Annotated in this window: 19 protein-coding genes and 1 pseudogene; 6 read left to right on the top strand and 14 right to left on the bottom strand. The window is 73.4% G+C overall.

Annotation, left to right across the window (positions count from 1 at the left end; all coding sequences use genetic code 11):
* Positions 1 to 3: 3 nt before the first annotated feature.
* Both ACN268_RS07865 and ACN268_RS07860 read right to left on the bottom strand, forming a co-directional pair.
* Positions 4 to 402, bottom strand: coding sequence for a 6-pyruvoyl trahydropterin synthase family protein (locus ACN268_RS07865; protein ID WP_421482471.1), 399 nt, complete (start codon positions 400 to 402; stop codon positions 4 to 6).
* Positions 390 to 1385 (bottom strand): zinc-dependent alcohol dehydrogenase, encoded by a 996-nt coding sequence (locus tag ACN268_RS07860; protein WP_421482470.1) that lies wholly within the window; start codon positions 1383 to 1385, stop codon positions 390 to 392. The genes ACN268_RS07865 and ACN268_RS07860 overlap by 13 nt, the downstream gene beginning before the upstream one ends.
* A 95-nt stretch (positions 1386 to 1480) precedes the next feature.
* Here ACN268_RS07860 and ACN268_RS07855 point away from each other — a divergent pair, with 95 nt between their 5' ends.
* Together ACN268_RS07855 and ACN268_RS07850 are read left to right on the top strand one after the other, a co-directional pair.
* Entirely contained in the window at positions 1481 to 2320 is an 840-nt protein-coding gene (locus ACN268_RS07855) for a CDP-alcohol phosphatidyltransferase family protein (protein WP_421482469.1), read from the top strand.
* A 245-nt stretch (positions 2321 to 2565) separates the two neighbouring features.
* Positions 2566 to 4218, top strand: a pseudogene (locus ACN268_RS07850) (sulfatase-like hydrolase/transferase); the annotation flags it as partial.
* A gap of 34 nt (positions 4219 to 4252) precedes the next feature.
* On the opposite strand, the gene ACN268_RS07845 reads toward ACN268_RS07850, so the two are convergent.
* From ACN268_RS07845 to ACN268_RS07830, 4 genes are all read right to left on the bottom strand, one after another.
* A complete protein-coding gene (locus ACN268_RS07845) occupies positions 4253 to 4540 on the bottom strand; it encodes a BON domain-containing protein (RefSeq protein WP_204923024.1) in 288 nt (95 codons plus the stop codon).
* Entirely contained in the window at positions 4534 to 5142 is a 609-nt protein-coding gene (locus ACN268_RS07840; RefSeq protein WP_421482467.1) for an STAS domain-containing protein, read from the bottom strand. Before ACN268_RS07840 ends, ACN268_RS07845 begins: the two co-directional genes overlap by 7 nt.
* Before the next feature lie 105 nt (positions 5143 to 5247).
* On the bottom strand, positions 5248 to 5517 hold the full coding sequence (locus ACN268_RS07835) for a GlsB/YeaQ/YmgE family stress response membrane protein (protein WP_204923022.1): 270 nt from the start codon (positions 5515 to 5517) through the stop codon (positions 5248 to 5250).
* Positions 5514 to 5912: an STAS domain-containing protein gene (locus ACN268_RS07830; protein ID WP_421482466.1), complete on the bottom strand. Its 399-nt coding sequence runs from the start codon at positions 5910 to 5912 to the stop codon at positions 5514 to 5516. The genes ACN268_RS07835 and ACN268_RS07830 overlap by 4 nt, the downstream gene beginning before the upstream one ends.
* 150 nt (positions 5913 to 6062) lie before the next feature.
* Here ACN268_RS07830 and ACN268_RS07825 point away from each other — a divergent pair, with 150 nt between their 5' ends.
* The 3 genes from ACN268_RS07825 to ACN268_RS07815 are packed head-to-tail and all read left to right on the top strand — an operon-like array spanning position 6063 to position 8649.
* Entirely contained in the window at positions 6063 to 6746 is a 684-nt protein-coding gene (locus ACN268_RS07825; RefSeq protein ID WP_421482465.1) for a response regulator transcription factor, read from the top strand.
* Positions 6743 to 8098, top strand: a complete 1356-nt coding sequence (locus ACN268_RS07820) for a sensor histidine kinase (protein WP_421482464.1) — start codon at positions 6743 to 6745, stop codon at positions 8096 to 8098. The genes ACN268_RS07825 and ACN268_RS07820 overlap by 4 nt, the downstream gene beginning before the upstream one ends.
* Positions 8095 to 8649, top strand: a complete 555-nt coding sequence (locus ACN268_RS07815; RefSeq protein ID WP_421482463.1) for a GerMN domain-containing protein — start codon at positions 8095 to 8097, stop codon at positions 8647 to 8649. Before ACN268_RS07820 ends, ACN268_RS07815 begins: the two co-directional genes overlap by 4 nt.
* Here ACN268_RS07815 and ACN268_RS07810 read toward each other — a convergent pair.
* Genes ACN268_RS07810 through ACN268_RS07800 form a run of 3 tightly spaced genes read right to left on the bottom strand, consistent with a single transcriptional unit; the run spans position 8622 to position 11498 of the window.
* Positions 8622 to 9410 carry an ABC transporter ATP-binding protein gene (locus tag ACN268_RS07810; RefSeq protein WP_421486841.1) on the bottom strand — a complete coding sequence of 263 codons (789 nt, stop codon included), beginning with the start codon at positions 9408 to 9410 and terminating at the stop codon, positions 8622 to 8624. The two genes, ACN268_RS07815 and ACN268_RS07810, sit on opposite strands and share 28 nt — an antisense overlap.
* Positions 9411 to 9447: 37 nt before the next feature.
* Positions 9448 to 10473 (bottom strand): FecCD family ABC transporter permease, encoded by a 1026-nt coding sequence (locus ACN268_RS07805; RefSeq protein ID WP_421486840.1) that lies wholly within the window; start codon positions 10471 to 10473, stop codon positions 9448 to 9450.
* Positions 10474 to 10508: 35 nt separating this feature from the next.
* On the bottom strand, positions 10509 to 11498 hold the full coding sequence (locus tag ACN268_RS07800) for a FecCD family ABC transporter permease (RefSeq protein WP_421482462.1): 990 nt from the start codon (positions 11496 to 11498) through the stop codon (positions 10509 to 10511).
* Between the two features lie 157 nt (positions 11499 to 11655).
* On the opposite strand from ACN268_RS07800, the gene ACN268_RS07795 reads away from it, so the two are divergent.
* The gene (locus ACN268_RS07795) at positions 11656 to 12690 is read left to right on the top strand and encodes an ABC transporter substrate-binding protein (RefSeq protein WP_421482461.1); all 1035 of its coding nucleotides are present in this window, start codon (positions 11656 to 11658) and stop codon (positions 12688 to 12690) included.
* Positions 12691 to 12755: 65 nt separating this feature from the next.
* On the opposite strand, the gene ACN268_RS07790 is transcribed toward ACN268_RS07795, so the two are convergent.
* The 5 genes from ACN268_RS07790 to ACN268_RS07770 form a co-directional block, all read right to left on the bottom strand.
* Positions 12756 to 14018 (bottom strand): glycosyltransferase, encoded by a 1263-nt coding sequence (locus tag ACN268_RS07790; RefSeq protein ID WP_421482460.1) that lies wholly within the window; start codon positions 14016 to 14018, stop codon positions 12756 to 12758.
* 6 nt (positions 14019 to 14024) lie between these two features.
* The gene (locus tag ACN268_RS07785; RefSeq protein WP_421482459.1) at positions 14025 to 14648 is read right to left on the bottom strand and encodes a tetratricopeptide repeat protein; all 624 of its coding nucleotides are present in this window, start codon (positions 14646 to 14648) and stop codon (positions 14025 to 14027) included.
* A gap of 43 nt (positions 14649 to 14691) precedes the next feature.
* Entirely contained in the window at positions 14692 to 14979 is a 288-nt protein-coding gene (locus ACN268_RS07780) for a hypothetical protein (RefSeq protein WP_421482458.1), read from the bottom strand.
* Positions 14980 to 15804: 825 nt separating this feature from the next.
* Positions 15805 to 16731, bottom strand: a complete 927-nt coding sequence (locus ACN268_RS07775; protein ID WP_421482457.1) for an IS3 family transposase — start codon at positions 16729 to 16731, stop codon at positions 15805 to 15807.
* On the bottom strand, positions 16728 to 17039 hold the full coding sequence (locus ACN268_RS07770; RefSeq protein WP_067308719.1) for a transposase: 312 nt from the start codon (positions 17037 to 17039) through the stop codon (positions 16728 to 16730). Before ACN268_RS07770 ends, ACN268_RS07775 begins: the two co-directional genes overlap by 4 nt.
* Positions 17040 to 19982: the final 2943 nt, after the last annotated feature.

The raw sequence follows: 19982 nt of genomic DNA, 5'->3' as shown, positions 1-19982 counted from the left end.
GGGCTACAACGACCGCTCGTAGCTGGCCCAGGCGATGTGCGACTCGTGCAGGGTGACCGTGATCCCGGCCAGTTCCCGGGCGCCCGCGCCCAGCCCACCGGCGTGCACCCGGTCGGCGAGCCGGTCGGCGATGGTCCGGCACAGCACCTCGGTGGTGGTGTTCTGCCCGGCGAACGCCGGCTCGTCGTCGAGGTTGCGGTACGTCAGGTCGGCCAGCACCGCCTTCAGCTCGTCGGTCGCCCGGCCGATGTCCACCACGATGCCGTCCTCGTCGAGTTCGGTGCGGCGGAAGGTGGCGTCGACGACGAAGGTCGCCCCGTGCAGCTTCTGCGCCGGCCCGAACACCTCCCCCCGGAAGCTGTGGGCGATCATGATGTGGTCCCGTACGGTCACGCTGAACACGGCGTCTCCTCGTCGTAGGTGATCAGATGGCACAGCGCGGGGAGGTTCCCCGAGGCCAGCCGGGCGAGCACGGCGGGTAGCTCCGCGAAGCGGGACCGCCCGGTCAGCAGCGCGTCGAACACCGGGTCGGCGAGCAGTTCCAGGGCGAGCGTCAGCCGGTCGGCGAAGTTCCGCCGGGACGCCCGCGCCGGGGAGACCGTGCCGACCTGGCTGCTGCGGATCGTCAACCGGCCGGCGTGGAACGCCCCGCCCAGCGACAGCTCCACCGGCCGGTCGCCGTACCAGCTCAACTCGACCACGGTGCCCTCCGGGGCGAGCAGGTCCAGGCTGCGCTGCAACCCGGCGGCCGTGGCGCTGGCGTGCACCACCAGGTCCCGGCCCCCGGTCGCCGCCTCGGGCACGGCGAAGTCGACGCCCAGCGCCGCGGCGACCGCCGCCCGCGCCGGATCGGCGTCGACCAGCTCCACCCGTACCCCGGGGAAGCGGGCCAGCAGGGCCGCCACGCTGCACCCCACCATCCCGCCGCCGACCACGCTGACCCGGTCGCCGACCAGCGGCGCGGCGTCCCACAGCGCGTTGACCGCCGTCTCCACCGTGCCGGCGAGCACCGCGCGGGCCGCCGGCACGTCGTCCGGCACCGGGGTCACCGCCGACGCCGGCACCACGTACGCGCTCTGGTGCGGGTGCAGACAGAACACCGTCCGTCCGCGCAGCGCCGCCGGCCCGGCCTCGACCACCCCGACGCTGAGGTAGCCGTACTTGACCGGGGCGGGGAAGTCGCCCTCCTGGAACGGGGCGCGCATCGCCGTGTACTGGCTCGGTGGCACACTGCCGGTGAACACCAGCGTCTCGGTGCCGCGGCTCACCCCGGAGTAGCGGCTGCGGACCAGCACCTCGTCGGGGCCGGGCGTGGGCAGGGTCACCGGCCGCAGCTCACCGACGCCGGGGGAGCGGAGCCAGAAGGCCCGGGCATCGTGGATCACGCGGGTTTTCTCCTCTTCTGCCGGCGGAACCGAACGAAACGGCCGCGTCCTGCGTACCCACTGCCGAGGTCGTCGATCATAAACACGGAGGCAGGGTGTCCAGGGTTCGAACCGGTCCGGTGCTCGGCCTGACCGCACAGACCGTCCTGCTGGCCGGGCTGGCCGCGACCGTCGGGCTCGACGTCGCCGGCTGGCTGGCCGGCCTCGGGTACGGCGTGGTCACCTGCGTCGCGTTGCAGCGCGGCCTGCGCCGCCGGGGCGTCGACCGGCTCGGGCCGGCCGACCGGGTGACGCTCACCCGGGGGGTGCTGGTCGGCGGGGTGACCGCCCTGGTCGTCACCGGTTTCTCCGGCCCGACCCCGCTTTCGGTGCTGGTGCCGATGACGGCGGTGGCGCTGGCCCTGGACGCGGTGGACGGCTGGGTGGCCCGACGCACCGGCACGGCCAGTTCGCTCGGCGCACGCTTCGACATGGAGGTCGACGCGTTCCTTATCCTGGTGCTCAGCGTCCAGGTGACGCCGGTGGTGGGACCGTGGGTGCTCGCCATCGGTGGCCTGCGGTACGCCTTCGTCGCCGCCGGCTGGCTGCTGCCCTGGATGCGGGGGACCCTGCCGCCGCGCTTCTGGCGCAAGGTGGTCGCCGCCACGCAGGGGGTGCTGCTGCTCGTCGTCGCCGCCGACGTGCTGGCCCGGCCGGTGACCGCCGTGCTGGCCGCGGTGGCGTTGGCGCTGCTGGTCGAGTCGTTCGGCCACGACGTCGGCTGGCTGTGGTGGCACCGGTCGACCCGGCCCACCCGGGTGGTCGCCCCGACGGCCGTCACGTCGGTCCCGGTCGCGCTGGTGCCGTCGGTCGTGGCGCTGCCGTCCGTACCGTCGGTGCGGCACCGGGCCGACCCGGTCACCGACCGGCAGTTCGTCGCCCACCAGCCGGTCTGAACCGGCCCACCGACCCGGCCGTGCGCCGGGGCCCTCCCCAGGAAGGACCATCCGGAGTGTCGTTGTTGTCACGCCTGCGTCGCCCGAGCACGGCAGCGGAGGAGGTCGGGCCAGCCGAGCCCGCCGGAGCCGACGGGCCCTGCGGTGCCGCCGCGCCTTCCGGGCCCGGCGGGCCTTCCGGGCCCGGCGGGCCTTCCGGGCCCGGCGGGCCTTCCGGGGCGGCCGGGCCGGACGCCGACGCCGATCCGTCGCCGACGGACGGGACGGACCGGGGACGCTGGCGTACGGTCGCCAGGCGGGTGACCACCGTGCTGGCCGGGCTGCTGGTCGTGGCGGTGCTGACCGCGCCGGGCCGGTTCGACCAGCTCACCCCGATGGCGTTCCTGCGGGTGCCGGTCGAGGCGCTGGTCGCCGCCGCCCTGCTGCTGGCGCTGCCCGACCGGGCCCGGCGACCGGTCGCGGTGACGGTCGGGGTGGCGCTGGGGCTGGTGGCCGTCGTCAAGGTGCTCGACCTGGGCATGTCGGCCAGCTTCGCCCGCCCGTTCGACCTGGTCCTCGACTGGGTGCTGCTGGACGACGGCTACGCCTTCGTCACCGACTCGGTGGGCTCCGGCGGCGCGGTCGCCGCCGCCGTCGCCCTGATCGCCCTGGTGCTCGCCCTGCTGGTGCTCACCACCCGGTCGGTGCTGCGGCTGACCCGGCTGACGACCGGGCACCGTCGGGCCGCCGTACGGGTGGTCGCCGGCCTGACCGCCGCCTGGGTGGCCGCCGCGACGCTCGGGGTGCCGGTCGCCGACTCCGGCACGGCGACCCTGGTCGGGCAGCACGTCGGCCAGGCCGGCGCGGGCCTGCGGGACCGCCGGGAGTTCGCCGACCAGGTGGCCCGGGACGCCTACCGGGACACCCCGGGCGACCAGCTGCTCACCGCGCTGCGCGGCAAGGACGTGGTGCTGGCCTTCGTGGAGAGCTACGGCCGGGACGCCGTCGAGGACCCGGAGTTCGCCGGTGGGGTCGGCGCGGTGCTCGACGGGGGCACGAAGCGGCTGGCCAAAGCCGGGTTCACCGCCCGTAGTGGCTTCCTCACCTCGCCCACCTTCGGCGGGGGGAGCTGGCTGGCCCACGACACGCTGCTGTCCGGGCTGTGGATCGACAACCAGCAGCGGCACGACAGCCTGCTGGCCAGCGACCGGCTGACCCTCAACAAGGCGTTCCGGCGGGCCGGCTGGCAGACCGTCGGGGTGATGCCGGCGGCCACCTCACCCTGGCCGGAGGGGGCGTTCTTCGGCTACGACCGCTACCACGACGCGGCGGGGCTGGACTACCGGGGCCCGCAGTTCAGCTACGCCCCGATGCCCGACCAGTACACCCTGGCGACCTTCCAGCGCCGGGAGCGGACCCCCGGCCACGCCCCGATCATGGCGCAGATCCCGCTGATCTCCAGCCACTCCCCGTGGGGGGCGATCCCCCGGATGCTCGACTGGGAGCACGTCGGCGACGGCTCGATCTACCGTCGGCCGACTTCGGTGGCGTTCAACCCGAAGGACGTGGTGGGGCGCAGCACCACCGAGGTGCGCACCGGCTACCGGCGGGCCATCGAGTACTCGCTGAACAGCCTGATCTCCTACGTCGAGACGTACGGCGACGACGACACCGTGCTGGTCTTCCTCGGTGACCACCAGCCGTCCCCGCTGGTCACCGGCCCGAACGCGAGCCGGGACGTGCCGATCACGGTGCTCGCCCGGGATCCGGCGGTGCTGGCCCGGGTGTCCGGCTGGGGCTGGCACGAGGGGCTGCGTCCCGGACCGGACGCCCCGGTGTGGCCGATGGACACGTTCCGCGACCGCTTCCTCGCCGCGTTCGGGCCGCAGCCACCCGCCCACGTCGCCGCGCCGCGCTGAGGTCCCGCGCCGACCCTCCGGTGACGCCTGACGGTCAGCGTTTGGCGGCCAACCGCACCGCGTTGCACACGTCGACCACGCCGGGCACCTGCCAGGCGACCTGACCGGCGAGCTGCCGGGCGTCGACGTCGGGGGCGATCCCGCCGAGGATCGCCACCCGGTTCTGCACGGTGACGGTGATCCGCCGGGCCCGCAGGCCGACCCCGCCGACGATCCGGTACGCCACCTCGGCGGCCAGCCGGACGTCCTCCCCGGGCGGGCCGGGCGGGTCGGGCTCGGGACGGAACCAGCTGTCGTCGGGCAACGGCCACGGCATCACCATGCCGTGCTCCTCTCCCGGGACCGTCCGGTCGCGGGGGACCGGGACCAGTCCACCGCCGCCCGGCGGGTGTCGAAGACCGGGAACACCCGGTCCAGCCGCATGGTGTGCAGCACGGTGCGGACGAACCGGGACGGCCCGGCGAGGCTGAGTTGCCTGTCACGCTGCCGGGCGTCCTGCCGGGCCCGGACCAGCTCCCCGAGCGCGGTGGAGTCGATCAGGTGCACCCGGGCCAGGTCCACCACCACGTGCCGGTCGGCCCCGACGGCCTCCGTCAGCGCGCCGTGCAGGACGTCGCCGGTGGCGAGGTCCAGGTCACCGGCGGCGGTGACGACCGCGACCTCGTCGAGGTGCTCGACGCCCAGCACGCCGAGCGGGTCGGCGCGGCGCGGGGCACGCGTGGGTGCCGGACCCGGTTCGGGGGCCAGTTCGCAGCGGGGGCAGCGGTGCGGCCCGGTGGCGAACGGCGACCCGGTCCAGCCCTGCTCGGCGACGAACGTCCAGACCACCTCGGCGTCGGGCAGGACGCAGGCCGGGCCGCTCGCCACCGCGCCGCAGCTGTCACAGATCAGCGTCATCAGCGGTTCGTCCGGTACGACGGTCATCGGATCTCCTCCTCGAGGACGGCCGTGGCGGTCCGGTGGTCGTGGCCCGGCGCGCGGTGGTCGACCGGAGACCCCGCGCGCCGGACCACGACCGGTTCCGGTGGGTCAGGGCTCGGTCCGGCCGCCGGCGGTGCCGACGACCAGCGCCACGGCGACCCCGGCCAGGCCGACCTGCACGATCAGCTGCCGTAGCGTGAAACCGTCGCTGTCGATGCCCACCAGCCGGCTGACGATGGTGCCGAGCAGTGCGGCGACCAGGCCGACGGCGAGGGTGAGCCAGAGCGGGACCTGCGTACGGCCTGCGACGACGAGCCGTCCCAGCGCGCCGATGACGAGCCCGACGACGACGGCGGCGACGATCCCGGGCACGCTCACCGGCTGTGCTCCCGGACCAGTTCCCGGGCGGGCTGCCGGTGGCCGGCGGACGGGACCTGCCCGCCGTCCACCCGCAGGGCCCGTGGGGTGGTGACCATCGGCAGCACCCGGGACACCCGGGCGGCGCTCAGCACGCGCAACGCCCGGGCGCTCGGGTCCCGCAGGGTCAGCACGCCACCGTGGCGGGCCAGTTCACGGTGCACGTCGAGCAGCAGCCCGATCGCGGCGGCGTCGAGATGCCGGCACTCGGACAGGTCCACCACCACGTGGGCCGGGCGCAGCGCGACGAGCCGGTCGAAGACCTGCCGGGACCGGGCCAGCGCGGCCAGGTCCAGGTCGTCGGTGACGCACACCTCCACCAGCGGTACGGTGCACTCCGGGCGGGACGCTCCCACGACTCGGCCTCCTTCCACGCTCACTGTCCGGCCCCAGCCTCCGGGGTGAGGTTGGCGACCGTTGCGCGGACGTATGTCAGTTGCGTGACAAATCCCGCGTTCGCCGTGCCCGGTTCGTCATCGTCGGCGCCTACCGGGCACCATTTCCCGATGGCGGGCGTACTGGTGATCGAGGACGACGACCGGATCCGTCTGGCGCTGCTGCTGGCCCTGGAGGACGAGGGCTACCTGGCGCGCGGGGCGGCCACGGCGGAGGAGGGGCTGCGGGCGCAGCGGCAGGAGACCGCCGACTACGTCCTGGTCGACCTGATGCTGCCCGGCCTGGACGGCTTCGAGTGCATCAGGCAGTTGCGCCGCGACGACGACGTGCCGATCGTGGTGGTCAGCGCCCGCGACGACACCCACGACATCGTCGCCGCGTTGGAGGCGGGCGCGGACGACTACCTGGTCAAGCCGGTCGCCATCAAGGAACTCTCGGCCCGGTTGCGGGCGTTGCGCCGCCGGGGCCGGACCGCCGTCGCACCGTCGGCGACGGTGCCGGTGCTGGTCTTCGGCGCGTTGGAGATCAGCCCGGAGGCCGGTGAGGTGCGCCGGTCGGGGCGGCCGGTGCCGGTGACCCGCACCGAGTTCCGGCTGCTCTGCGAGCTGGCCGAGCACGCCGGCCGGGTGCTGTCCCGCCAGCAGTTGCTCAGCCGGGTGTGGGGCTACGAGACGGGCGACGAGCGGCTGGTCGACGTACACGTGGGCCGGCTGCGGCAGAAGATCGAGGCCGATCCGGCGAACCCCCGGCACCTGGTCACCCTGCGGGGCCTCGGCTACAAGCTGCAACGATGAGGCGGCTCGGTCTGCGGGCCCGGGTCACCGCCGCGTTCGCGGTCGGGGCGCTGCTGCTGTCGGCGCTGATGGCGCTGATCTCGTACGAGCTGGTGCGCCGGTCGCTGCTCGACGAGCGGGAGCGCACGGCGCTGCGGGCGGCGTACTTCGACGCGGCGGTGGTCCGGGCCGGCCTGGACACCGACACCCCGGACGTCTACGAGGTGCTGCGCACCCTGGACACCGGGGGCAGCCGCCGGGCCCTGGTGCACCGCGACGGCCGCTGGTACGCCCGCACCGCCGACGAGGGGCCCTCGGGTGCGGTGCCGGCCGGGCTGATGGCGATGGTCGCCGACGGTGAACCGGCGGTGCAGCGGGTCCGGGTCGACGGGCAGCCGGCGCTGCTGGTCGGGGTGCCGCTGGCCGACTCGACCGGCTACTACGAGATCACCTCGCTGCGGGAGCTGGAGCAGACCTTCCAGGTGCTGGCGTTGGCGTTGACCGTGGTGGCGGTCACCGTGGCCGGCTCCGGCGCGGCGCTCGGCTGGTACGCCACCCGGCACGGGCTGCGGCCGTTGACGGCGGTGGCCGACGCCGCCGAGAAGATCGCGGCGGGGGACGTGACGGCCCGGCTCGCCCCCGGCACCGACCCGGACCTGGCCCGGCTCTCCACCTCGTTCAACCGGATGGCCGACCAGGTGGCGGTCCGCATCGAGCGGGACCGCCGGTTCGCCGCCGACGTCGCCCACGAGTTGCGCTCGCCGTTGCAGACGCTGTCGGCGGCGGCGAGTGTGCTCTCCCGCCGGCGGGACCGGTTGGACGACCGGACGGCCACCGCCGCCGGCCTGGTCAGCGAGGAGATCACCCGGTTCCAGCAGTTGGTCAACGACCTGATCGAGCTGGCCCGCAGCGACCGGCCGGCGCAGCGGGAGGAGGTCGACGTGGTGGCGCTGGCGCGGGACGTGTGCCGGGGGCGGGGCCTGCCCGGTTCCCTGGTGGAGGCCGGCCCGCCCGCGCCGGGACGCTGGTCGGTCGACCCCCGTCGGCTGGAGCAGTTGCTGGTCAACCTGCTGGACAACGCGGTCCGCTACGGCGGCGGCCCGGTCGCGGTGCGGCTGTGGCTCTCCGACGGCACGGGGGTGGTCGAGGTCGACGACGCCGGCCCGGGGGTGCCGGTGGCCGACCGGGAGGTGGTCTTCGACCGGTTCGTCCGGGGCCGGGCCGCGCACGACCGGGCCGGCGGCGACGGGACCGGCCTGGGCCTGGCGCTGGTCGCCCAGCACGCCGCCGCCCACGGTGGACGGGCCGGCGTGTCCGACCGGCCCGGCGGCGGCGCCCGGTTCCGGGTGGAGCTGCCGGGGAGTCGACCGTGATCCGCCGGCTGGTGCCCGGCCTGGTGGCGGTGCTGCTGCTGGCCGGCTGCGGGGTGCCGACCGACCAGCAGCCCCGGGCGGTGCAACCGCCGTTCGGCCCGCCCGCCGCCCCGGCCGCGAGCAGCGCCCCGGGCCAGGTCGAGCAGGCGTTCTGCCTGGTCCGCGGCGGCCAACTGGTGCGTACGGTCCGGCAGGTCGACGCGGCCGGCGGGGTGGACGGGCACCTGCGCCGCCTGCTCGCCGGCCCCACCCGGGCCGAACGGGCGGTCGGTTTCGGCACCGCCCTGCCCGGTGCGGTGCACGTGCTCGGCGCCCGGCTGGTCGACGGGCGGGCCCAGGTGGAGGTGGAACCGCCGGGGGAGGAGTCCGGACGCAGCGACGAGGTGCTCGCCTACGGGCAGATCGTCTGCACCCTGGACAGCCGTCCCGACGTCACCGGGGTGTCGTTCCTGCTGCGCGGCCGGCCGCTGGAGGTGCCCCGCGCCGACGGCTCGCTGTCGGCCGGGCCGCTGACCGCCGCCGACTACCCGGCGCTGACCGGCCCGGACTGACGTCCGCGCCGGGCCCGGGGCACGACCAGCGGGGTGCCCGTCTCCGGGTCCTCGACGATCCGGCAGGGCAGCCCGAACACCTCCTCGACGAGGGCGGCGGTGACCACCTCGCGCGGGTCGCCCTGGGCCACCACCCGGCCGTCGCGCATGGCGATCAGGTGGGTGGCCCAGCGGGCGGCGTGGTGCAGGTCGTGCAGCACCGCGACCAGGGTGCGGCCCTGCTCCTCGTGCAGCCGGGCGCACAGGACGAGCACCTCGATCTGGTGCGCGACGTCCAGGTAGGTCGTGGGCTCGTCGAGCAGCAGCAGGGAGGTCTGCTGGGCCAGCGCCATCGCGATCCAGACCCGCTGCCGCTGCCCGCCGGAGAGTTCGTCGACGGGCCGTGCGGCCAGCTCGGTGACGCCGGTGGCGGCCATCGACTCGGCCACCACCCGCTCGTCCTCGGTCGACCACTGCCGCAGCAGCCCCTGGTGCGGGTAGCGGCCCCGGGCGACCAGGTCGGCCACGGTGATGCCCTCCGGCGCGACCGACGACTGCGGCAGCAGGCCGAGGGTGCGGGCCACCTCCCGGGACCGCATCGTGTGGATGTCCCGGCCGTCGAGCAGCACGGTGCCGGCGGTCGGCCGCAGCGTCCGCGCCAGGGCCCGCAGCAGGGTGGACTTGCCGCAGGCGTTGGGGCCGATCACCACCGTGAACGACCGGTCGGGCACGGCCACCGTCAGGTCCCGGGCCACCACCCGCCGCTCGTAGGCCAGGGTCATCCCGACCCCGCCGAGTCGACTCGTCACCGCGTCCTCCTCAGATCCGTGCCGCGCGTCGGCGCGTGGCGAGCAGCCACACCAGGTAGGCCCCGCCGATCAAGCCGGTGACCACCCCGACGGGAAGTTGGTGGCCCTCGATGGTCCGCTGGGCGGCCAGGTCGGCGGCGAGCAGCAGCACCGCCCCGGTGGCGGCTGCGGCGGCCAGGTTCGGCCCGGGTGCCCGGGTGAGCCGGCGGGCCAGGTGCGGCGCGACCAGGGCCACGAAGGACACCGGCCCGGCGGCGGCCGCCGCCCCGGCGGCGAGCAGCACCGCCGCGCCGAGCAGCAGTTGCCGTACCAGCGACACCGGCACGCCGAGCGCGGTGGCGGTGTCGTCACCCAGTTCGATCAGGTTCAGTGCGCGGGCGGTGCCGGCCACCACCGGTGTCAGCAGCCCCAGCAGGCCGAGCAACGGAACGGCCTGTGCCCAGTCCCGCCCGTCGAGGCTGCCGGTGAGCCAGAGTACGGCCCGCGCCGCGTCCATGAGCGGGGCCCGGGTGAGCAGCCAGCCGTTGACACCGGTGAGGATCGCCGTGGTGCCGATGCCGACCAGCACCAGCCGGTAGCCGTGCACGCCGTGCCGACCGGCCACCGTCCACAGCAGCAGGCCGGTGGCGAGGCCGCCGAGCAGCGCCGCGCCGGACAGCAGCAGGGTGCCGCCGCCGGTCACCACCACGATCAGCGCGCCGGTCGACGCGCCCTGGGTGACGCCGAGCACGTCGGGGCTGCCCAACGGGTTGCGGACCAGTGACTGGAGGATCGCGCCGGACAGCGCCAGGGCGGCGCCGACGCCGAGCGCGGTCACCAGCCGGGGCAGCCGCAGTTCGCCGACGATGAAGTTCTCGGCGACGCTGCCGCCGCCGGTCAGTGTGCGCAGCACGTCGGCGGTGCTCATCGGATAGTCGCCGCCACCGATCGCGAGCACCCCGAGGACGACGGCCAGGGCGGCGGCGACCAGCCCGACGGTCACGCTGCGGCCGCGCCAGCGTACCGAGCGGGTGCCGATGCGGACCGCCCGTGCCAGCGGCCGGGCCGGCGGGTCGGCGGGTCGGGTGCGGTTCACCGACGGGCCACCAGACGCAGGAACAGCGGACCGCCGAGCACGGCGGTGACCAGGCCGACCTGGAGTTCCCCGGGCCGGCCGAGGACCCGGCCGAGCACGTCGGCACCGAGCAGCAGCACCGGGGCGAGCACCGCCGCGTACGGCAGCAACCAGCGCAGGTCCGGGCCGGTCAACGCGCGCACCAGGTGGGGGACGAGTAGGCCGACGAAGACGATCGGGCCGCAGGCGGCGGTGGCCGCGCCGCAGAGCAGGGTGACCGCGGTGACCGTACCGGCCCGGATCAGGGCGGGGCTGGCGCCCAGCGCGCGGGCCGCGTCGTCGCCCAGGGCCAGGGCGTTGAGCGGGCGGGCCCCGGCCAGCCCGACCAGCAAACCGGCCAGGATGAACGGGGCCACCGTGGCGACGGTGGTGAAGTCGGCGGTGGCCAGCGAACCGACCGTCCAGAACCGCAGCCGGTCCAGCGAGGCGGCGTCGAGCAGCATCACCGCGCTGACGAACGAGTAGAGCACCGCGTTGAGGGCGGCCCCGGCCAACGCGAGCCGTTCCGGGGTGGCCTGTCGGCCGCCGCCGACGGCGTGCACCGCCACCGTGACGACCACTGCTCCGAGCAGGGCGAACCAGATCCAGCCCCGGACCGTGGCGACGCCGAGCAGGGCGGTGGCGGTGGCCACGGCGGCGGACGCGCCGGCGTTGATGCCGAGCAGGCCCGGATCGGCGAGCGGGTTGCGGGTGAGCGCCTGCATGAGTGCGCCGGCCACGCCGAGGGCCGCGCCGGCGAGCAGCCCGAGCAGGGTCCGGGGCAGCCGCATCTGCTGCACCACCGCGTGTTCGGGGGAGCCGGGGGAGACCAGGCCGTGCCACACCTCGACGAGGGTGAGTTGCTTCGCGCCGACGGCGATGCTGAGCACCGTCACGGCGACGAGCAGCAACAGGCCCGCGCCGAGCCCGGCGGCCCGGACGCCGACGCGCCGACGGGTCGACGCCACGCCCGGTGCAGCGGTGGGTGAGGATAGGGTGGCGGACAGTGTCGGCTCCAGGGGGGCGAAAGAGCGGCGCACGCCGGTTTGACAGTGACTTAGGTTAGGTTAGCCTAACCCTGCTGTCGCGGATCGTCACGGTCCGGGCCTGACCGAAAGACGTCGTATGTTGCCTTCCTCGTCCTCCCCCCGCCTCTCCCGCCGGGGACTGCTCGCCGCCGGTGGCGGCGCCGCCCTGACCGCGCTCCTCGCCGCCTGCGGCGGAGGCGACGACCCGGCCGAGCCCGCCGGGAACGGCCCGGCCGGTCCGTGGAGTTTCACCGACGACCGCCAGCGCAAGGTCGAGGCGGCCAGCGCGCCGACCCGGGTGGTCGCCTTCACCGGGGTGGCCGCCGCGCTCGTCGACTTCGGACTCGACTCCGCGCTCGTCGGGGTGTTCGGCGAGACCACCCGCACCGACGGGTCCCGCGAGCCGCAGGCCGGCGACCTCGACGTCGACAAGGTCACCGTGCTGGGCAACGTCTGGGGCGAGTTCAACGTGGAGAAGTACGCCGCGCTGCGCCCCGAACTGCTGGTCACCCACATGTACGACCCGGACGCCCTCTGGTACGTCCCGGACGAGAGCCGCGACAAGATCCTCAAGCTCGCGCCGAGCGTGGCGATCACCACCGCGCGGACCCCGATGACCCGCCCGATCGAACGCTACGCCGAACTGGCCCGCTCGCTCGGCGCGGACCTGTCCGCCGCGAAGGTCACCGACGCCAAGACCCGCTTCGAGGCCGCCGCCGAGCAGGTGCGGGCGGCGGTCAAGGCCAACCCGGGCATCCGGGTGATGGCCTCCTCGGGCAGCCCCGACCTGTTCTACGTCTCCAACCCGAAGGTCAGCACCGACCTGATGTACTTCGCCGAGCTGGGCGTGGACATCGTGGTGCCGACCAAGCTGGAGGCGGGTGACTACTTCGAGGCGCTGAGCTGGGAGAACGCCAACAAGTTCCCGGCCGACCTGATCCTGCTCGACAACCGCTCCACCGCGTTGCAGCCCAAGGACCTCGCGGCCAAGCCCACCTGGGCGCAGCTCCCGGCCGTCAAGGCCAACCAGGTCACCCCGTGGGACGCGGTGCCCCGCTTCTCGTACGCGGGCGCGGCCCCGCTGCTGGAGAACCTGGCCACCGCGATCCGCTCCGCCAAGCGCCTCGGCTGACCGCCCGGCGACGGACGGTGGTGTCCCGGTGCCGGACACCACCGTCCGCCGGACCGGCGGTCGGGTCACATCTTCAGCAGCCCGCCGTTGCGGGTCCCGTCCTTCACCGCGATCAGGTTGGCCACCACGTACGGGATGTGGTGCGTCCGGTGGAACTCGCTGGGGAAGTACGTGGCCAGCCGGGACACCTGGAACCGGCACCGGATCTCCGGTACGAAGCGCGCGTACTGCCTGTCGGTGAAGTACCAGAACGAGTTCTCGTTGTAGAACGCGACGTGCGTCGGGTCCTGGTAGGCACCCCGACCGTCGGTGCTGGGCGTCAGCGAGAGCAGCATCCCGTTCGGGGCGAGCACCCGGTACAGCTCGTTGAATATCCCGATCTTGTCCGGTACGTGCTCCAGGAAGTCGACGGCCCGGATCACGCCGACGCTGTCGTCCGGCAGGTCGATCCCCTTCGTCACGTCACAGACCAGGTCCACACCGCTGGCCTCGCGGCGGTCCAGCCCGAGGAAACCCTCCGGCTTGTGGTGGGCCGCGCCCAGGTCCACCGCCAGCAACTCCTGCCGCTTGGCCCAGGCCAACGCGTTGAGCTGGACGTTGCGATCGTAGATCTCGATCGACCGCTGCTGGATGCGGGCGTTCAGCTCGGGATCCCGCTGGGTGTTGCGCGGGTGCATCCGTTGCAGGTAAAGGCACTTCGGAATGTGATGGAACCCGCCCGCCTGGTACAGCCGGCACATCAGGTCGAGGTCGTCGGCCACGTCGAGCGAACCGTCGTACCCGCCGACCTTCTCGTACACGTCCCGACGGAACGCCCGGACGTGGTTCGGCGCGTACCAGATGTAGCTGACGTTGTGCGGAGTCGGCGCCAGCGCGTGGGACGCCAACACGTCGCGCCCGTCGACCTGCTCGTCCCGGTAGCGCCAGCCGTGGGCGGCCGCGAACCGGGACTCGTCCCGGCCGCTGTCCTCACCGATCTGTGCGGTGTCACTGTAGACGAAACCCACTCCCGGGTACGCCTCGAAGGCCGCCACGACCTCCGCCAGGCAGTCGCTGGCCAGCAGGTCGTCGTGGTCGAACTCGACGAGGATCTCGCCGTACGCCTCGGCGCAGGCCTGCCGCTTCACCGCACCGACACCGACCAGGCTGTCGCGTACCAGGACGCGGACCCGCGGATCGCTCACCTCGGGACGCCAGCGGGCGCCCTGGTTGAGCACGACCACCCACTCCCAGTCCGGGTACGTCTGCGCCAGCAGGGACTGTAGGCACTCGTCCAGGAAACGGTTGTGGTTGCTGCCGGTGAAGACCGTGACGTGCGGTGCGCTCACCGACGATCACCTCGCCGGCTTCGACGGTTTCGCAGGCTTTGCCGGCTTCGGCGACCGGTACTGCACGGGCACCGCCGGGGCGAGCTTCGCATCGGCCCTGACCGCGGACGCGAACGCCACCCCGGCCCCCGCCGGATCGTTACGCCGGTCGAGCACCAGCCCGAGCCGCAGGTACGCCGTGGAGGCGCTCCGGTCGGCCTCGACGATCTTGCGGTACAGCAGGATCGCCTCGTCCGGATTCTGCTCCTCCAGCAGGATGGCCTTGTTGTACATGGCCGGCCGGTAGCTACCGTCGATCTCCAGGACCCTGTCGTAGGCGGTGACCGCCTCGGCCGTCGCACCCTGGGACTGGGCGAGGTAGCCGAGGTTGAACCAGGCGAACTTGTTGTCGGCCTGGATCGACAGCACCTTCTGGAACGTCTCCTTCGCCCTGTCGGTCTGCCCGGCCTGGCCCTGCTGGATACCCTGCTGCAGCAGGTCCGCCGGCTTCGGCGATGCGGGCGTCTGCGCGCCGTCACCGGACCCCTTGGACGCCGCCGGTGGCTCCTTGCCGTCGTCGCTGCACGCGGTCACGCCGGCCAGCAGCACCGCGCCGCAGGCGAGCGAGCCGAACACCTGTCGAATCTTCACTGTCTCTTCCTCTTCCTGCCGGTCGTCGTCATCGGTCTGGGCCTCAGGGCGTGACATCCGCGCAGACCACGTAGATCTCGCTGCCGGGCTCCGGCAGGAGCCACTGCCAACCCGTCGGTGTGGAACCGTCGGTCCCGGGGATCGGACGGCTCCCGGTGGGTGCCCCGTTGGCGTTGTAGAAACCACCGCTCAACGCGATGTCGCCCGGGTCGCAGCTGAGGTTCTGGGTACCGCCGAGCGCCGTACTCGCCTGGGTGTACACGTTGGAGAAGCCGGCACCGGCGACACCCTGTGGGCCCTGCGCCCCGGTGTCGCCCTGCGCGCCGGGCACCCCCTGGAACCCCTGTGCGCCCTGCGAGCCGGTGGTTCCCTGTGGCCCGGCGTCGCCCTGTGCACCGGTGACCCCTTGAAAACCCTGCGGGCCCTGCGCCCCGGTGTTGCCTTGGGGTCCAGCGTCACCCTGAGCGCCGGTGGTGCCTTGGAATCCCTGCGGGCCCTGTGCTCCGACATCACCCTGTGGCCCGGTGGCTCCCTGTGCGCCGGTGTCACCTTGGGTACCTTGGGCTCCGGTCACGCCTTGGAAGCCCTGTGCGCCGGTGTCGCCCTGTGCTCCGGTAGCGCCTTGGGGGCCGGGCTCGCCCTGGGTTCCCTGTGCCCCGGTCGTTCCTTGGAAGCCCTGTGGTCCTTGCGTGCCGGTGCCGCCTTGCGGGCCGGTGGCCCCCTGTGCTCCGGTGTCGCCTTGCGGGCCCTGTGCCCCGGTCGTTCCTTGGAAGCCTTGTGGTCCTTGTGCTCCGGTGTCGCCTTGCGGGCCGGTGGCCCCCTGTGCTCCGGTGTCGCCTTGCGGGCCTTGTGCTCCGGTGACGCCTTGGAACCCTTGTGGTCCTTGTGCTCCGGTGTCTCCTTGTGGTCCGGCGTCGCCCTGTGGGCCCTGTGCTCCGGTGTCTCCTTGTGGTCCGGCGTCGCCCTGTGTTCCCTGTGTTCCCTGTGGGCCCTGGGCTCCGGTGTCACCTTGGGCACCTTGGGCGCCGGTCACGCCTTGGAAGCCCTGTGGTCCTTGTGCGCCGGTGTCTCCTTGTGGTCCGGTAGCGCCTTGGGGGCCGGGCTCGCCCTGGGTTCCCTGTGCCCCTGAGTTCCCCCCGCTTTGATGGAGCGGTGGTTACCTGCTGCCGGCTGGTGCAGGGGTGGCGATAGGTGGTTCGGCTGGTGCGGTCTGGCGGCTATGCCAGGCGGCCTCGTACTCGTTCGGGCTGAGGTAGCCCAGTTCGCGTTGGATGCGGCGGGTGTTGTACCAGCCGTCGATGTAGGTGAAGATCGCGTTCTCGGCCTCGTCGCGGGTCCGCCATGAGGTGCGGTAGACGAGTTCGATCTTCAGGGTTGACCAGAAGTTCTCCATCAGCGCGTTGTCGTACGAGTCGCCGACGGAGCCCATCGACGGCAGGATCCCGTTGTCCTGCAAGCGTTCCGCGAAGCGGAACGACGTATAGTTCGACCCCCTGTCCGAGTGGTGGATCAACTGGCCGTCGCGGACGTCGCGGGACCAGATGCCGTATTCGACGGCGGCGAGGATCAGGTCGGTGTCGCAGCGGTCGGAGGTCTTCCACCCGACGATCCGGCGGGAGAACACGTCGCGGACCGCGGCGAGCCAGAACACGCCCTCGCCGCAGGGGATGCGGGTGGCGTCGGCGACCCAGAGCCGGTTCGGCCCGTCGGCGGTGAACTGCCGCCCGACCAGGTCCGGCGCCGGCGTGTGCCGAGGATCCTGCTTCGTGGAGCCGGCGCGCCAGCCTCGACGCAGGAACGCCCCCTGCCAACCCTGGCCGGTCATCAGCCGCTCGACGCGTTTGCGGCCCACGTAGATGCCGTCGCGGCGCAACTGCCGGTGGACCCGGTCCGCGCCGTAGGTGCGCCCGGAGGTCTCCCAGATCTCGTGGATGTTGGAGATCAGCCCCAGGTCGACCACGTCCCGGTCGCAGGGCTGCTCGGCCTGCTTGACCCACGCGTAGTAGGTCGAGGCGCCGATGTTCAGGACCCGTAGCAGGAGCGCGACCGCGAACTGGTCACGGTGTTCGTGGATGAACCTCATGACCGTCGCCGGGTCGGGTCGAGCTCCGCCGCGAAATACGCGCTCGCGGCCTTCAGGATCTCGTTCGCCCGCCGCAGCTCGGTGACTTCCCTACGCAGCCGGCGGTTCTCTTCCGCCATCTCGCTGGTCGGCCGGTCGTGACGCTCGTCGGCGTCAGCCTCGGCCTGACGGATCCAGTTCCGTAGTGCCTCGTGATGAACGCCGAGCTGCTCGGCCAGGCGCCGGATCACGGGCTTCGGGTCCGACTCGCGGTACAAGCGCACAGCGCGCTGACGCAGTTCGTCGGGGTACTTCTTCGGTGCTGCCACGGACAACTTCCTCCCCCACGGCCATCAGACCATGGTCAAGAAGCTCCATGAAAGCGGGGGTGGCTCACCCGGTGACGCCTTGGAAGCCCTGTGGTCCTTGTGCGCCGGTGTCTCCTTGTGGTCCGGTAGCGCCTTGGGGGCCGGGCTCGCCCTGGGTTCCCTGTGCCCCGGTCGTTCCTTGGAAGCCTTGTGGGCCTTGCGTGCCGGTGTCGCCTTGCGGGCCTTGTGCGCCGGTCAGCCCTTGGAAGCCCTGTGGGCCTTGTGCTCCGGTGGCACCCTGTGCGCCGGTGTCACCTTGGGCACCTTGGGCTCCGGTCACGCCTTGGGAGCCCTGCGTTCCCTGTGCGCCGGTGTCGCCCTGTGGTCCTTGGGCTCCGGCGTCGCCCTGCGCGCCGGTCGCACCCTGGAACCCCTGTGCGCCCTGGGCCCCGGCGTCGCCTTGCGCTCCAGTGGCTCCCTGAGGTCCGATGTCGCCTTGGGATCCCTGCGGGCCTTGCGCTCCGGTTTCACCCTGCGAGCCGGTGGTTCCCTGTGGCCCGGCGTCGCCCTGTGCACCGGTGACCCCTTGAAAGCCCTGCGGGCCCTGCGCCCCGGTGTCGCCTTGGGGTCCAGCGTCACCCTGAGCGCCGGTGGTGCCTTGGAATCCCTGCGGGCCCTGTGCTCCGACATCACCCTGTGGCCCGGTGGCTCCCTGTGGCCCGGTCGCGCCCTGTGCTCCGGTGTCTCCTTGTGGTCCGGTGTTGCCCTGTGTTCCCTGTGGGCCCTGGGCTCCGGTGGCACCCTGGGCTCCGGTGGCACCCTGTGCTCCGGTAGCGCCTTGGGGGCCGGGCTCGCCCTGGGTTCCCTGTGCCCCGGTCGTTCCTTGGAAGCCTTGTGGGCCTTGCGTGCCGGTGTCGCCCTGCGGGCCGGCGTCGCCCTGTGCGCCGGCGATGCCTTGGAATCCCTGCGGGCCCTGCGATCCGGGTTCGCCCTGTGTGCCGGCTGCGCCCTGGGCTCCGGTGTCTCCCTGCGGGCCTTGTGCGCCGGTGGTCCCCTGGAGACCTTGCGGCCCTTGTGGTCCGGTGTCGCCTGGTGTCCCCTGTGCCCCGGTAGCGCCCTGAGGACCCGGTTCGCCCTGGGCTCCCTGCACCCCGGCCACCCCTTGGAATCCCTGCGGGCCCTGCGCGCCGGCATCACCCTGTGGCCCGGCGTCGCCTTGTGCGCCGGTTGCCCCCTGGGACCCCTGGGCCCCCTGCGGCCCTGCTTCGCCCGGCACACCCTGTGCACCGGTTGCGCCTTGTGGGCCGGCGTCGCCCTGCGCACCCTGTAGGCCGGTGTCACCTTGGGCGCCTTGAGGACCGGTCGCTCCCTGGAAACCCTGCGGGCCCTGTGCTCCCGTGACGCCCTGCGGGCCCTGTGCGCCGGCATCTCCTTGTGCGCCGGTTGCGCCCTGCGGTCCTGTCGCACCCGGTGCACCCTGAGCGCCAGTTGCCCCCTGGAACCCCTGTGCGCCGGTGTCGCCCTGCGTACCCTGTGGGCCTTGTGTCCCGGGGTCGCCCTGCTCCCCGCTGGCACCCTGCGGGCCTTGTGCGCCGGTGTCGCCAGGTGTTCCCTGTGCGCCGCTCGTACCCTGGAACCCCTGCGCGCCCTGTGGGCCGGCTTCGCCCTGTGGGCCGGTCGCCCCCTGCGGTCCGGCGTCGCCCTGCGCTCCGCTGGCACCCTGGGTACCCTGCGGGCCGGTCAGCCCCTGGAAACCCTGCGGGCCTTGTGCGCCGGCCTCGCCCTGCGTACCGCTGGCACCCTGCGGTCCGGGGTCGCCCTGTGCGCCGGTGCTGCCCTGGAGACCCTGCGGGCCCTGCGCGCCGGTTTCACCCTGTGGTCCCGTTCCGCCCGGTGCTCCGGTAGCGCCCTGGAAGCCCTGTGCTCCTTGCGGTCCTGCGCCGCCCTGGGGTCCGGTGTCGCCCTGCGCGCCCTGGAATCCCTGTGCGCCCTGGAATCCCTGCGCCCCCTGGGTGCCGGTGCCGCCCTGCGCGCCGGTTGCCCCCTGCGGCCCGGTGCCACCCTGTACGCCCTGGCTCCCCTGTGCGCCGGTCGCGCCCTGGAACCCCTGGGCACCTTGTGGCCCGGTGTCACCCTGTGCTCCGGTCGCACCCTGGGCGCCAGGGTCGCCCTGTGCGCCGGCACTTCCCTGGAAGCCCTGGGGGCCCTGTGCTCCGGTGGCGCCCTGCGTGCCGGTCGCACCCTGCGCGCCGGTGGCGCCCCGGGGCCCGGCAGCTCCCTGGGTGCCCTGGGTTCCTTGACTGCCGGTCGCGCCCTGGAATCCCTGTGGGCCGATACGGCCTGGTGCACCCTGAGAGCCGGTCGCTCCCTGCGGGCCGGGTCGACCGGGCCGGCCGCGTCGACCGTGTTCACCCTGTGGTCCTTGGGCACCCTGCGGGCCCTGGCTGCCCTCCTGGTCGTGGCCGTGCCAGCCCGGCGGCTGCTCCTGGCACTGCCAGCCCTGCGGTCCGTACGGGGGAGCGTCGGAGCCGTCGGTCGAGCCTTCGTCCCTGGCGAGAGCGACGGCGTCCGGCCACGGGCGGGTGTTTCCGAGCGGCCCGGGGGTCCCGGCGCGGGTGGACGCGGTGTACGTGGTGTGGACGGTCTCGGCCGCCGATGCGGGACCGGCGCCGGTCGTCATGCCGGCCATCAACAGCACGGAACTCAGGCTGGAGGCTGCCCTGACGTGCTTGAGGCTGCTGAGTGCCTTCCCCTGTTTCTCCCCCACAGCCCCTCCACCAAGGATGACCGGCGCGACGCGCGCGCTGTCCTGCTGGTCACGTGATCCTCAGTGTAAAGCTATAAAGCGGACACAACAGACAATCAACTATAAATCGGCAATAAGGCATGAAAAACCTTCGATGCCGTATGGTGTCGGGTCCGAACGGGTTGCCGGCGACCGGCGGCTCGCGGCCATCGTGCCGG

This window comes from Micromonospora sp. WMMD735 (assembly GCF_049178995.1).
Lineage (GTDB): Bacteria > Actinomycetota > Actinomycetes > Mycobacteriales > Micromonosporaceae > Micromonospora > Micromonospora wenchangensis.
Note: the sequence above shows the minus strand (reverse complement) of the source record. Positions and strands in the feature narration are given on the sequence as shown.

Coding starts and splice junctions, on each gene's coding strand:
- ACN268_RS07845 (WP_204923024.1), bottom strand. CDS start 4,540: ATGGTGATGCCGTGGCCGTTGCCCGACGACAGCTGGTTCCGTCCCGAG.
- ACN268_RS07840 (WP_421482467.1), bottom strand. CDS start 5,142: ATGACCGTCGTACCGGACGAACCGCTGATGACGCTGATCTGTGACAGC.
- ACN268_RS07825 (WP_421482465.1), top strand. CDS start 6,063: ATGGCGGGCGTACTGGTGATCGAGGACGACGACCGGATCCGTCTGGCG.
- ACN268_RS07820 (WP_421482464.1), top strand. CDS start 6,743: ATGAGGCGGCTCGGTCTGCGGGCCCGGGTCACCGCCGCGTTCGCGGTC.
- ACN268_RS07810 (WP_421486841.1), bottom strand. CDS start 9,410: ATGACCCTGGCCTACGAGCGGCGGGTGGTGGCCCGGGACCTGACGGTG.
- ACN268_RS07795 (WP_421482461.1), top strand. CDS start 11,656: ATGTTGCCTTCCTCGTCCTCCCCCCGCCTCTCCCGCCGGGGACTGCTC.
- ACN268_RS07775 (WP_421482457.1), bottom strand. CDS start 16,731: ATGAGGTTCATCCACGAACACCGTGACCAGTTCGCGGTCGCGCTCCTG.